This is a genomic window from Staphylococcus saprophyticus subsp. saprophyticus ATCC 15305 = NCTC 7292, from assembly GCF_000010125.1.
Taxonomy (GTDB): domain Bacteria; phylum Bacillota; class Bacilli; order Staphylococcales; family Staphylococcaceae; genus Staphylococcus; species Staphylococcus saprophyticus.
In genome coordinates, this window is the sequence record NC_007350.1 from 1,467,360 (window position 1) to 1,480,388 (window position 13,029).

Here is a 13,029-nt window from a genome sequence, read left to right on the forward strand (position 1 = left end):
TACCAACAAAATCAATTTTCACTACACTAATTAAAATGTTTGAATTTGATTTAATACATTTTCTTTAGTAAAGCCATATTTTTCAACAACTAAGTCTCCAGGAGCACTAGCACCAAATCCGTCGATACCAATTACTTTACCTTCTGTACCTACATATTTGTGCCAACCAAGTGGTGATGCCATTTCAATAGCAACACGTTTAGTAATTGATGATGGTAATACAGATTCTTTATATTCATCAGGTTGTTGGTCAAAAGCGTTCCAGTTTGGCATAGAAACAACACGTACACCTTTACCTTGAGCTTCTAAATCTTTAGCAGCTTCTATAGCTAAGTTAACTTCAGAACCAGTAGCTAATAGTAAGAATTCTGGTGCTTTATCTGATTCAAATACTACATAAGCACCTTTACGAACACCTTCTTCTACAGTTTCTTTAGAAAGATCCATAGTTGTAAGATTTTGACGTGTTAATACTAATGAAGTTGGTGTGCCTTCTGATTCTAAAGCAACTTCCCAAGCAACACGTGTTTCGTTACCATCTGCTGGACGAATAACGTTCATATTTGGAATTGCACGTAAACCAGCTAATTGTTCGATTGGTTCATGAGTTGGACCATCTTCACCAACAGCGATTGAGTCATGTGTAAAGATAAATGTTGAATTTAGACCCATAATTGATGATAAGCGTAATGCTGGTTTTAAGTAGTCGCTAAATACAAAGAATGTTGCGCCATATGGATGTAATCCGCCATGAGCAGCCATACCATTTACAGCGGCACCCATTGCAAATTCACGTACACCAAACCAAATATTTTTACCTTCTGGTGTTTCTTTATCGAAATCAGGTGCATCTTTAACATTTGATTTATTTGAACCAGCTAAATCTGCTGATCCACCAAAGAATGAAGGCACTGTTTTACTTAATGCTTGAATCACTTCACCTGAGTCTGCACGTGACGCGCCACTGTGTCCAGCTTCAAAATGAGGTAATGCTTCACTATAATTGACAGGCAATTTACCACTGATTGCTAATTTAAATTCTTCTGCAAGCTCAGGATAATCTTTACTGTAAGTTTCTACAAGTTTATTCCATGCTTCTTCTTTTTCATTTGCACGTTTTAACATGCTTTGTTGGAAGATTTCATAAACTTCTTCTGGTACATTAAAGCGTTTTTCTGGATCTAAACCATAGTTTTCTAACGCTAATTTTCTTTCATCTTCTCCAAGTGGCGCACCGTGCACACCGTGAGAACCTTCTTTATTAGGCGCACCGAAACCGATTACAGTTTTAATTTCTATAATTGTTGGAACATCTTGTGATTTAGCTTCTTCAATAGCTTTATCAATTGCATCTAAATCATTGCCATCTTTAACTAAAATGTGTTTCCAACCGTAAGCTTCGAAACGACCTTTTACATCTTCAGAGAATGCTTTATCTAAATCTCCATCTAACGAGATATCATTTGAATCATATAAAACGATTAATTTATCTAATTGATTATGACCTGCTAAAGAAGCTGCTTCATGAGAAATACCTTCCATTAAGTCACCGTCAGAAGCAAGAACATATGTGTAATGATCAACAACGTTAGCATTTTCTTTATTAAATTTACCAGCTAAGTGTTTTTCAGCCATCGCCATACCTACAGACATAGCAAAACCTTGTCCAAGTGGACCAGTTGTTACTTCAATTCCATCTGTATGTTTAAATTCTGGGTGTCCTGGTGTTTTAGAACCCCATTGTCTAAATTGTTTTAACTCTTCTAATTCTAAACTACCTGAAACATGTAATAAACTATATAATAAAGCAGAACCATGTCCAGCAGATAATACAAAGCGATCTCTATCAAAGAAATCTTTTGATTGGGGGTTAAAATTTAAATGGCGTGTCCATAGTGTATATGCCATTGGAGCAGCACCCATTGGTAATCCAGGGTGTCCTGAATTGGCTTGTTCAACAGCATCGATACTCAATGCTCTAATCGTATCAACCGCTAATTGATCTTTTTCTTTATTCATCTAAATGACTTCCTTTCTTCTAACAAGATTCTATATCATTATACCTTATTTAATATCTATTTAACAAAATATTGATTTTCTATTTATCTTCTTTCTCTTTCGCATCTAAAATTTTCTTCACTTTATCCGGAGTGACATCATTACCTTCAGGATCAATGACTCTTGTACTTTCAATTTGTTGTTTAAAGTTTTTTCTAAAAGATTCTAGATAAGCTTTTCGCAATTTCGATTGTTCTTTAGCTTCATTTTCTGTAAGTCCTTGTTCCTTTTTCTTTTTTGCTAATTCATTAATTCTTTTTATATCTACACCATCTTTTTGAGACATTATAAACCTCCGTTATTATTAATATAAAAAATATAACAAAAAAGTGAACGAAACTAAATTGTTTCGCTCACCTTAACCCAACCTTATTATCATCATTAATCATTGTCTTTTATATATATTTTAATACATTGATGCCATTACGGGTTGTGAATCTTGTTCGCTTTTCTGCTCCAATTTAGTATTGTTTTGTTCGCTATTGTTAGATTGTTGCGTCATTTGGTGATCTGTCATTTCGTACGTCTGTTCTGAATTAGCGTTGTTATAAGCACTTAATATAAAAATTGCGCAAAGAACCATAGTTGCAATTAACACCATTGTATAAGCTTTTATTTGAGATTTATATATTTTTATCATTTATAGTCACTCCTAGAACGTTTGTTTGTATAGTTACTTTATCAGAACATTTGTTCTATGTCAACACCGAAACGAACAAACGTTTGTAAAACGGATATACACATGCTATAATTAGGTTAAATTAGATTAGGGAGTGCCTATTATGAGAGAGTTAACTAAACGACAAAATGAGATTTTTGAATATATAAAACAAACTGTTCACGCTAAAGGATACCCACCAAGTGTTAGAGAAATCGGTGAAGCTGTTGGTCTCGCATCTAGCTCAACAGTTCATGGTCATTTATCTAGATTAGAAGAAAAAGGTTATATTAGAAGAGATCCTACTAAACCACGTGCCATTGAAATAGTAACTGAACAATTAGGTGAACCTATTAATATGGAAGAAACAATTCATGTTCCTGTAATTGGCAAAGTAACAGCAGGTATACCAATAACTGCTGTTGAAAATGTTGAAGAGTACTTCCCTTTACCAGAACATTTCACATCTACACACAATAGTGATATTTTTATTTTAAATGTAGTTGGAAATAGTATGATTGAAGCAGGTATTCTTGATGGAGACAAAGTCATTGTTAGAAGCCAAACAATTGCCGAAAATGGTGATATTATTGTCGCTATGACTGAAGAAAATGAAGCTACAGTCAAACGCTTCTTTAAGGAAAAAGCACATTACCGTCTACAACCAGAAAATAGTTCAATGGACCCTATTTATTTAGATCAAGTTACTGTCTTAGGAAAAGTGGTCGGATTATTTAGAGAAATGTAATTGGTAATTTAGAGCAATTTAAGACACTCTCAAAAAAATAAGCGAATGCGCAATTGCGCATTCGCCTATTTTTTTCTATTCTTTTCTAAAACTTCTTTAACTTTTTCAAGTATATCTTCTGTTTTATCTTTTTTATTTGTTGTCATAACTTATCCATCCTCACAAATCATAGATACCCGTATACAACTATAATAAAACATTAGCCTGTATAATTTTCTGTCCAGTAAGGTTGCCTATTTTTATTAAAATCGACACCCACACCAAGAGTATTAAATTCTTTTTTAAGTATATTTTTTCTATGACCTAATGAATTCATTAAACCTTGGTGTGCATAAATACTACTTGCTTGACCATATGCTAAATTTTCTCCTGCTGCATTGAAATCATGACCATCTGCCTCCAATCTATCAAAAGGAGATTCTCCTGATAAATTGTTATGATCAAAATAGTTATTATCAGCCATATCTTTACTGTGTTTTCTGGCAGTATCTGAAATACTAGATGAATAGCTTAATGTATTTAAATTATGTTGAACCCTTTCAGCATTTACTAAATCAAAGTTTTGTAGTTCGAAACTTTGGGCTAAATTATCAGAAGGTGCACCATATTGTTGTTGTAAACGATTTTCCATTTTGTCACTAACCTGTAAAAGCGCAGTTAAGTTATTGTTCTCATGTTTATCATAAAATGCCGTTGTATAAATGCTGTCTTTATGAAAATTATCATACTCATCGTCTTGAACATCAAATTTTACGTTACCTTTTTGTTTATCTTTAATTGGTTCGCCAAGTCTATCTCGCACAATTTGTTTAGGTGTACCGTATTTAATTTTCGATTTAGAAGAAATTAGATTTTGATTACTATAAAGTGCATTCACTCTATCATCAATATAACTTACCATTACAAATGCTCTATAATCATCAGAATAATACGTATGCCACTGTGTGCCATATTCATTTGATGTCACTCGTTTAGCTTTGCCAAGTTTGTTATCGACGTCCTGTTTTGACATATTCATTTGAATATTATTCACAGCAAAATCTTGTTTATTAGGTACTTTCAGTTCATCGTTCGTTGCTGTTTCGCTTGAAGTCCAACTATCAACACTCGATTTGAGTTGCTGCTGTAACGATGTCATAGGTGCCGTTTCTTTGATAGGGACGACTAAAACAATGATCAAAAAAATGACTATATATAATAAAAGTCTTCTGATTTTAAACACCTACTATAAATTTTGGTCTCTATCACCATTAAAAATTGAGTTTCTTACGATAACGTAATCTACTTTTCTTAATGAATTTAAGTCTTTGCCACCTGCATATGAAATTGAACTTTGTAAATCTTGTTGCATTTCAGTTAAAGTATTAAAAAGTGAGCCTTTATGTTCAACAAACATTTTTTTACCTTCAACGTTTTTATGTTCACCTTTTTGGAATTCAGATGCGCTACCAAAATATTCTTTATACATTTTGCCATCTAATTCCACTGTTTCACCTGGTGATTCTTCATGTGCAGCAAATAATGATCCTACCATAACCATTGATGCACCAAAACGAATTGATTTTGCAATATCACCATGTGTTCTAATACCACCATCTGCTATTATTGGTTTACGCGCTGCTTTACTACAATGATTTAAAGCAGATAATTGCCAACCACCTGTACCAAATCCAGTTTTAATTTTAGTAATACATACTCTACCTGGTCCAATACCTACTTTTGTTGCATCAGCGCCTGCATTTTCTAATTCACGTACGCCTTCTGGTGTACCTACATTTCCAGCAATTACAAATACTTCTGGAATATGTTTTTTAATATGTTTAATCATATTGATAACTGAATCAGAATGTCCATGAGCGATATCAATCGTAATATACTCAGGAATCACGTTTTCAGCAGCTAATGATTCAACAAAACCAAATTCGCGTTCTTTAACACCAACTGAAATTGAAGCAAATAAACCTTTTTCTTGCATCTTTTTAATAAAAGGAATACGACCTTCTTCATCAAATCTATGCATAATATAGAAATAATCATTCTCAGCGAACCATTCCGCTAATGTTTCATTCATTACTGTTTGCATATTTGCCGGTACTACAGGTAGTTTAAAACTTCTAGGTCCAAATTGAATTGTTGTATCACATTCCGAACGACTGTTTACAATACATTTATTTGGTACAAGTTGTATATCTTCATAATCAAAAATTTTCATTTTAACAAACCCCTAACATTTTTAATAAAACTTTTATATAATGGTAAGATTTTCATGATGTTAATGAGCATTATCATTGAAATAATTGATAATTTTATCATTTTTCCGAACAATAACTTTTTTATTTATCTTTTCCAATAGATAATATACATTGTTTTATATCAAATGTAAACTGACTTTAGTCGTAAATTACCAACTAGATTTTTTCACTCCTGGAATTTGCCCTTTATGTGCATAATCTCTTAATGCAATGCGTGACATACCAAATTTACGATAAACACCTCTAGGTCTGCCAGTTACTTTACATCTTCTTGTTAATCTCGTAGGAGAACTATCTCTTGGCAATTTTCTTAAAGCTTCATAATCGCCCTTATCTTTTAGTTCTTTTCTCAATTCGTAATACTGTGCAACCAACTTTTCTCTTTTCTGCTCTTTTGCTATTTTAGATTTTTTTGCCACCTATTTTCCTCTCCCTTTTACAAATCGTAATTATTACGTTTTATATCATAACATATTTTTCTATCTATTCAATCTTTAATCTTTAATTAATTTTTAGTGGATATGTATTTTAATGTAATTCTTCAAATTGCACATTATTAAAATGTTGAAAGATTAAATTTTATATGGTAATATTATAAAACGTAATAATTACTATTTAGAAAGAGGTGTTAACTTTGCGCGTAAATATTACATTAGCATGTACTGAATGTGGCGATCGTAATTATATTTCTACAAAAAACAAACGTAATCATCCTGAACGTATTGAACTTAAAAAGTTTTGTCCAAGATTAAATAAATATACGTTACATCGTGAAACTAAGTAGTACATTTCATTACTTATCTTTTAAATACGACATTTAAAAATTGGAATTTGTAATATATGTTGTTTTTTTAATGATGAATTTACAATTTAAGTGCAACACATAAAAAAGAGCCCTAAAATCATCAATCTAGTAAAATAAAGTTTGCGAAGACAAAATTTTACTGGAGATGATGATTATGGACTCATATAAACACCTTACCATAGAAGAACGCGAAAGAATATTCTTTCTTAAGGCTAAAGGATATTCTTTAAGAAAAATCGCTAAAGATATTTGCAGAAGCCCATCAACTGTTTCTCGTGAATTAGCTAGAAACGCTTCCTCCGGAAGCTACAACCCTACATATGCTCATAATAATTACAAGTGCAATAAGAAAAAATGCGGACGTAAATTATTATTAAAATCAAAGATTTTATTTGATAAAGTAAAATTTTTATTTCTTAATCAACAGTGGTCACCTGAACAAATTGCAAACCGATTGAAAAGTGAAGGGTTTCACCTGGCTATTAGTTATAATACTATTTACCGTGCTATTTATTTAGGCCTATTTGATCCGCCTAAATTAAGTCACGGTAACCGTGGATGTATTAGATTGTTAAGGCATAGAGGTAAGACTAGACACACTAAAAGTCATCAAGAAAATAGAGGTAGAATTAGAATAAGTTATTCAATACATGATCGACCTCAAATCATTAATGATAGAGAACGAATCGGAGATTGGGAAGCCGATACTGTTATGGGAAAAACTGGAAAATCTTGTCTTGTTACATTAGTAGATCGTAAAACCGGCTATTTACTTTGTGGTAAAGTACCTAAAAAGAAATCTGAGTTTGTGAAACAGAAAATCGTAGATTTACTTGGCACCTTACCAAACAATAAACGATTATCTATTACACCAGATAGAGGTAAAGAGTTTTCTAAACATCCAGAAATTACGTCAGAGTTAGATAACATTCCATTTTATTTTCCTGATCCTCATTCCCCTTGGCAACGTGGAACTAATGAAAATACAAATGGATTGATTAGAGAATATATAGCCAAAGGTATTGATATTGATAACATTACAGAAGAACAAATAGAACACTATGTTTATAAGTTGAATACACGTCCTCGTAAACGATTTGATTGGAAAACACCAGCAGAGCTTTTCAATGATAAGGTGTTGCACTTAATTTGACAATTGAAGATATAAATAACCATGGAATCACATCGTTATTCCATGGTTATTTATTGTTCTAATCATACAATTTTCTCTCTAATCTTGCCAGAGATGTAATCCACGATACCGACCATAATTACTAAGCCGATTAATATAATTCCGACACGATCCCATGAACGTGTCTGCAAGGCAAAGATTAATGGTGTACCGATACCTCCTGCACCGATTAAGCCTAAGATGGACGCCGAACGCAAGTTCAACTCAAAACGGTAAAGAATTAATGACATGAAAGTCGGCAAGATTTGCGGGATGACCGCAAATACTAATGTTTTAATTTTATTTGCGCCGCATGCTTTAAGCGATTCGGTTGCACTTAAATCGATATTTTCAATATCCTCTGCGAAGAGTTTTCCAAGCATCCCTACTGAATGAATACCGAGTGCCAACACGCCTGAAAATGATCCTGGTCCTACTGCTTTGATAAAGATTAAAGCCATTACGATTTCAGGAAAGACTCTGATAATACTTAAGATAAATTTGCTTGTGCCTGTGACTGGGCGGAGTTTGACAATATTCTTTGCGCCTAAGAACGCTAAAGGAATACAGATAATCGCAGCTAATATTGTTCCGACTACTGCAATCGCAAAGGTTTCTAACAAACCATGAAGCAAGTCTTCTCCGCCTTTTTGATAGACAAAGCCCCAATCCGGATGAGTTAGTCCTTGTAATATCGAACCGAGAATTTGACGGGATTTGTCTTTGATTTCTAAAGCAGGCATACCGGCAAAAGCCCAAATCAAAAGTGCCGCAACCACTAGTGCTGTTAAGGTATATTTGATTTTCTTCTGCTTATTGCTGTAGTTGTTCAATAACTCTGTTTTACTCATTGTCGTCATGTGAGTTGCTCCCTCACTTTCGAACTGATGAAGTCAATAATGACTACAATCAATAGTGTAAATAAGATAATCACTGCTGTTTTATCGTATTGGAACAGGCCGAGTGTTTGGTCATAAAAGAGACCGATACCGCCGGCACCGACTAAACCAAGTACCGCAGCTGCACGAATATTAATTTCAAAGGCGAATAATACATAAGACACATAAGAAGCGAGTGCCTGCGGAACGACACCGAACAAAATCCATTTGGTTTTATTCGCCCCTACTGCCGTCATGGCTTCTAAAGGGCCTGGATCAATCGCTTCTAAAACTTCATATAATAACTTTGCGACGATACTGATAGTTAATACAATTACCGCGAGCACCCCTGGAATTTGGCCAATCCCAAAAACCGCAACGAAAATAGCCGCAAGTAATAAATCCGGTATCGTACGCACAATGTTCAGCACGAAACGTGCCGGCATTGCTATCCATTTCGTACGTGAGATATTCTTGGCACATAATAATGCAATGGGTACTGCAATAATAGAACCGATAAATGTACCTACGATTGCCATACGAATCGTATCTAACATTGGATTCAATATCTGAGATAAATAACTTAAATCCGGCGGAAACATATCTGTAAATAAGACACCGATTTGAGGCAAGCCGTATAATAAATCACCGATACTAAATCCCGTATAAGTCAAACTCCATATTACTAAGAAAAGTACAAGGACTGCACTGAAAGTCGTCTTAAACGATTTCTTGTTATTTAACATCGACGCATAATCTTTCGCATGATCCATGCTAATTCACTCCTAACTTCTCTTCGTCTTGAATAGAACGGCCGTAAATTTCATTAAAGGCTTCATCTGTTGCACGCTCAACAGGGCCATCAAAGACCAATTGACCATCGCGCAAACCAATAATACGTGTGCCGTATTCACGTGCTAAATCTACAAAGTGCAAGTTGATAATAATTGTGATACCTAATTCTTGATTAATACGCTTCAAATCATCCATCACTTGTTTAGTTGTTAAGGGATCTAATGAAGCAACAGGCTCATCTGCTAAAATAATCGCAGGTTCTTGGCATAAAGCTCTTGCAATAGAAATACGCTGTTGCTGACCGCCGGATAATTCATCAGAACGTGATTTATACTTATCTAAAATATTGACGCGGTCTAAAGCTTCTAATGCTTTGATTTTGTCTTCCTTCGGAAATAGACCGAGAACCATTTTCCAAGTCGGATGATAGCCGACACGTCCGCTGAGTACATTACGCATCACCGAAGAACGTTTGACTAAGTTGAAATTTTGGAAAATCATACCGATATTTCTGCGCATTTCAAGCAGTTGATTGCCGCTGGCTTTAGTCATCGATTTGCCGTCAATCAGAATTTCCCCTTCTGTAATATCATGCAGCCGATTGATAGAACGCAGTAATGTCGATTTTCCTGAACCTGACAAGCCGACAATGACTGCGAAATCACCCTTTTCAATATTTAAATTAATACGGTCTAAACCGACATGACCGTTACTATAAACTTTGCGTACATCTTTAAATTCAATTTGACTCATACTCATTTCCTTTCCTTCTCGCTTTAATACAAAGCGAGCGTATTCAACGGACTCAATGTGCTCTTGCAACCCTCACTGCGTTGAAATACGCTCATTAAAATGGTGTGATGGAGAACATCTGTTTGCTTTGTGCTTACTTCATTTCTTTGACTTTTTTATCGTATTCTCTAACGATATCGAAGTTTTCATCTTTGCTGTCTACGTAGTTTTCATGAGAGTAAACTTCACTGATGACTTTGTGTCCCTCTTTTGTTTTCGCAATATCTTTAAAGGCTTTTTTCAGTTTGTCGCGGAATTTTGAATCCATATCGCTGCGCACTGAGATTGTGTCGTTTGGAATCGGTTTAGTTAATTTTAAAATTTTAGTTTCATCAAAGACTTTAGGTTCGTCTTTTTTCACGATTTTACGTGCATCGTTGAATACAGCTGCCGCATCTACATCGCCGTTCATTAATGAAATGACTGCTTGGTCATGACCTTTCATGTTCACAACTTTCATGTCTTTTAAGACATTTACGCCTTCTTTGTCTAATTCAACAAGCGGGAAAGTATACCCTGCAGTTGAAGTCACATCTTGCAGCGCGATTTTTTTGCCTTTTAAATCTTTAACACTTTTAATACCTGAATCTTTTTTAACAAGAATTTCTGATTTATAGTCCTTTGTAAGTTCTTTTGAATCTGAACCGTCCTTATTCACTCCGAAACGTTGTGCTTGAAGCAATACATCCGCCGCTTTTTGATCGTGCGCTAATGTATAAGCTGTCGGAGGTAAGAAACCAACATCTACTTTTTTAGATTTCATCGCTTCAACAATTGTGTTGTAGTTCGTTGAAACTGAAACTTTCACTGGGATATCTAACTCTTTAGATAATAATTTTTCTAACGGTTTTGCTTTCGCTTCCAACTTATCTGCGTTTTGAGAAGGGACAAATTGAACTGTTAATTCTTTAGGTTTGTAATCCCCGCTGCCTCCCTCTTTATCACTTTCTTTCTTATTGTCTAAAGAACTGCCGTTGCCGCAAGCGGATACGAATAAAATAACTGCCATCATTAAAGCGAAGAGTGACTTTAACGCATGTTTCTTTCTCATTCAACATTCCTCCATATGTATTGTGATGTGTTACACATTTATTATATGAGTGAATTAAAGTGAAAAACAACACAATATTTGTGTAGATTGAGTAAATAATTTATGCAATGTTGATTATCTTTAAATTATTTGAAACTTTAGTTAAGTTATCGTAAATCTTAAATTTATCGAATGTAACTTTCTAGAATTACGAATATAATGAAAGGACAAGTAAATAAAAATAAATACATAACCATTTTAGGAGGAACATTCAATTGAAAGTAATCCATCGTTACGTCGCAAGTTCTGTTTTGATCGCATCTACACTACTCAGTGCATCACCTGATACATACGCACAAAGTACCACTGATGCACCGACTATCGGAGAAGCTGAAAAAGGCAAAGTACTTATGGATAATTCACATGCCCAAACCGCAGGTGCGGCAGATTGGGTCTTAGACGGCGGCTTTTCTGATTATGCCAACCAAATCGCAAAGCAAGGTTATCAAGTGAAAGAATTACGCGGACAGGCAAGTATCACGCCTGAAAAGTTAAAAGACACAAAGATTCTAGTCATTCCTGAAGCGAATACACCTTTCAAATCTTCTGAACAACAAGCTATGGTTGATTTTGCAAAACAAGGCGGCAGTATTATTTTCATTTCTGATCACTACAACGCAGACCGCAACTTGAACCGAATTGATTCATCTGAAGCCATGAACGGCTATCGCCGCGGTGCATACAACGATATGACCAAAGATATGTCGCAAGATGAAAAGCAGTCAGAGGCTATGCAAGGCGTAAACAGTTCTGATTGGTTAGCTGAAAACTTTGGTGTACGCTTTAGATACAATGGTTTAAATAATCTTACAACGAAAAATATGGTAACAGGCAAAGATGCGATGGGCATCACAGATAATGTCAACAGTGTGTCTATGCATGCAGGTTCAACGTTAGCCATTACTGACCCTGATAAAGCAAAAGGCATTATTTATACACCTGAAGGTTTATCTTCAGAACAAAAATGGTCGCATGCGGTAGATCAAGGTGTCTATGCCGGAGGCGGTAAAGCTGAAGGACCTTATGTCGCGGTGTCTAAAGTCGGCAAAGGCAAAGCGGCATTCATCGGCGATTCATCTTTAGTTGAAGACAGTACACCTAAATATAAACGAGAAGACAGCGGAGATACAAAGAAAACTTATGACGGCTTTAAAGAAGCAGATAATCAGCAATTGCTCTCTAACTTAACAACATGGCTCGGCAAACAAGAAGATGCCGAAACGATAACAGCGCTCGGTGTTTCAAAAGACCAAGCCACACCATTGAAAGATTTCGAACAGCCAAAGCAATCAACAGAACCGCAAAAAGAACCTTGGTCAGAACCTAAAGCAGGCTATAAATGGTACGATCCATCAACTTTTGCGGCTGGCAGCTATGGAGGCTCACAATCTGAAACTCCAAAAGAAGAGCAGCCTTCATCACCAGATGAGGATACAAGCAGTACATCTATCAATACGAATGGCATTGCATTCGATGTGCCTGAACAACTTCAAGCAGGACAAACATTTACTATCAAAATCCAATTTAAAGGTCAGCCTGCCAACCAAACTTTAAACGATTTGCGTGCCGGTATTTATGCAGATGGCGGACGCCAGCTTGCGACATTCGGCACACAATCATCACCAGGGTATAGTGCAGCACAATCTGTTCAAACAGACAGTGACGGCAATGCGACACTGTCCTTGAAAGGTCAAACAATATCTGATGCTTCAGGGTCTGCACACTTGCGTTTAAAACAAGGTTCGCATAACCTGAAAACACAATCTATAACGATTAACTGAT

At 35.2% G+C, this 13,029-nt stretch carries 14 protein-coding genes; 4 read left to right on the forward strand and 10 right to left on the reverse strand.

The genetic code is table 11. The features are described from left to right. Nucleotides 1-30: 30 nt before the first annotated feature. The 3 genes from tkt to sosA all read right to left on the reverse strand — a co-directional run bounded on the left by tkt (nt 31) and on the right by sosA (nt 2,698). Nucleotides 31-2,019, reverse strand: a complete 1,989-nt coding sequence (gene tkt / locus SSP_RS07185; RefSeq protein ID WP_011303188.1) for a transketolase — start codon at nt 2,017-2,019, stop codon at nt 31-33. A 79-nt stretch (nt 2,020-2,098) separates the two neighbouring features. After that, nucleotides 2,099-2,344, reverse strand: coding sequence for a DUF896 domain-containing protein (locus tag SSP_RS07190; RefSeq protein WP_011303189.1), 246 nt, complete (start codon nt 2,342-2,344; stop codon nt 2,099-2,101). 120 nt (nt 2,345-2,464) lie between these two features. Then, entirely contained in the window at nt 2,465-2,698 is a 234-nt protein-coding gene (gene sosA / locus SSP_RS07195; RefSeq protein ID WP_041784811.1) for a DNA damage-induced cell division inhibitor SosA, read from the reverse strand. 142 nt (nt 2,699-2,840) lie between these two features. On the opposite strand from sosA, the gene lexA reads away from it, so the two are divergent. Beyond that, the gene (gene lexA / locus SSP_RS07200; RefSeq protein ID WP_011303190.1) at nt 2,841-3,464 is read left to right on the forward strand and encodes a transcriptional repressor LexA; all 624 of its coding nucleotides are present in this window, start codon (nt 2,841-2,843) and stop codon (nt 3,462-3,464) included. A gap of 199 nt (nt 3,465-3,663) precedes the next feature. Here lexA and SSP_RS07205 read toward each other — a convergent pair whose 3' ends face one another. The 3 genes from SSP_RS07205 to rpsN all read right to left on the reverse strand — a co-directional run bounded on the left by SSP_RS07205 (nt 3,664) and on the right by rpsN (nt 6,135). After that, on the reverse strand, nt 3,664-4,686 hold the full coding sequence (locus tag SSP_RS07205; RefSeq protein ID WP_011303191.1) for a CAP-associated domain-containing protein: 1,023 nt from the start codon (nt 4,684-4,686) through the stop codon (nt 3,664-3,666). A 3-nt stretch (nt 4,687-4,689) separates the two neighbouring features. Then, complete coding sequence (gene guaC, locus SSP_RS07210; protein ID WP_011303192.1) at nt 4,690-5,676, reverse strand: GMP reductase; 987 nt, start codon at nt 5,674-5,676, stop codon at nt 4,690-4,692. A 189-nt stretch (nt 5,677-5,865) separates the two neighbouring features. Continuing rightward, on the reverse strand, nt 5,866-6,135 hold the full coding sequence (rpsN, locus tag SSP_RS07215; protein WP_011303193.1) for a 30S ribosomal protein S14: 270 nt from the start codon (nt 6,133-6,135) through the stop codon (nt 5,866-5,868). A 215-nt stretch (nt 6,136-6,350) separates the two neighbouring features. Between rpsN and rpmG the strand changes: the two genes are divergently transcribed. Next, entirely contained in the window at nt 6,351-6,500 is a 150-nt protein-coding gene (rpmG, locus tag SSP_RS07220) for a 50S ribosomal protein L33 (RefSeq protein ID WP_011303194.1), read from the forward strand. Nucleotides 6,501-6,675: 175 nt separating this feature from the next. Beyond that, entirely contained in the window at nt 6,676-7,674 is a 999-nt protein-coding gene (locus SSP_RS07225) for an IS30 family transposase (protein WP_011302314.1), read from the forward strand. A 62-nt stretch (nt 7,675-7,736) separates the two neighbouring features. Here SSP_RS07225 and phnE (SSP_RS07230) read toward each other — a convergent pair whose 3' ends face one another. The 4 genes from phnE (SSP_RS07230) to SSP_RS07245 form a co-directional block, all read right to left on the reverse strand. Continuing rightward, nucleotides 7,737-8,552, reverse strand: a complete 816-nt coding sequence (phnE, locus tag SSP_RS07230) for a phosphonate ABC transporter, permease protein PhnE (RefSeq protein WP_011303195.1) — start codon at nt 8,550-8,552, stop codon at nt 7,737-7,739. Next, a complete protein-coding gene (phnE, locus tag SSP_RS07235; RefSeq protein ID WP_011303196.1) occupies nt 8,549-9,343 on the reverse strand; it encodes a phosphonate ABC transporter, permease protein PhnE in 795 nt (264 codons plus the stop codon). Before phnE (SSP_RS07235) ends, phnE (SSP_RS07230) begins: the two co-directional genes overlap by 4 nt. 1 nt (nt 9,344) lies before the next feature. Further along, on the reverse strand, nt 9,345-10,118 hold the full coding sequence (gene phnC, locus SSP_RS07240; protein WP_041784901.1) for a phosphonate ABC transporter ATP-binding protein: 774 nt from the start codon (nt 10,116-10,118) through the stop codon (nt 9,345-9,347). A 133-nt stretch (nt 10,119-10,251) separates the two neighbouring features. Further along, nucleotides 10,252-11,208, reverse strand: coding sequence for a phosphate/phosphite/phosphonate ABC transporter substrate-binding protein (locus tag SSP_RS07245; RefSeq protein WP_011303198.1), 957 nt, complete (start codon nt 11,206-11,208; stop codon nt 10,252-10,254). 254 nt (nt 11,209-11,462) lie between these two features. Between SSP_RS07245 and SSP_RS07250 the strand changes: the two genes are divergently transcribed. Continuing rightward, entirely contained in the window at nt 11,463-13,028 is a 1,566-nt protein-coding gene (locus SSP_RS07250; protein WP_011303199.1) for a hypothetical protein, read from the forward strand. Nucleotide 13,029 lies beyond the last annotated feature (1 nt).

Coding starts and splice junctions, on each gene's coding strand:
- tkt (WP_011303188.1), bottom strand. CDS start 2,019: ATGAATAAAGAAAAAGATCAATTAGCGGTTGATACGATTAGAGCATTG.
- SSP_RS07190 (WP_011303189.1), bottom strand. CDS start 2,344: ATGTCTCAAAAAGATGGTGTAGATATAAAAAGAATTAATGAATTAGCA.
- sosA (WP_041784811.1), bottom strand. CDS start 2,698: ATGATAAAAATATATAAATCTCAAATAAAAGCTTATACAATGGTGTTA.
- lexA (WP_011303190.1), top strand. CDS start 2,841: ATGAGAGAGTTAACTAAACGACAAAATGAGATTTTTGAATATATAAAA.
- guaC (WP_011303192.1), bottom strand. CDS start 5,676: ATGAAAATTTTTGATTATGAAGATATACAACTTGTACCAAATAAATGT.
- SSP_RS07225 (WP_011302314.1), top strand. CDS start 6,676: ATGGACTCATATAAACACCTTACCATAGAAGAACGCGAAAGAATATTC.
- phnE (WP_011303195.1), bottom strand. CDS start 8,552: ATGACGACAATGAGTAAAACAGAGTTATTGAACAACTACAGCAATAAG.
- phnE (WP_011303196.1), bottom strand. CDS start 9,343: ATGGATCATGCGAAAGATTATGCGTCGATGTTAAATAACAAGAAATCG.
- phnC (WP_041784901.1), bottom strand. CDS start 10,118: ATGAGTCAAATTGAATTTAAAGATGTACGCAAAGTTTATAGTAACGGT.
- SSP_RS07245 (WP_011303198.1), bottom strand. CDS start 11,208: ATGAGAAAGAAACATGCGTTAAAGTCACTCTTCGCTTTAATGATGGCA.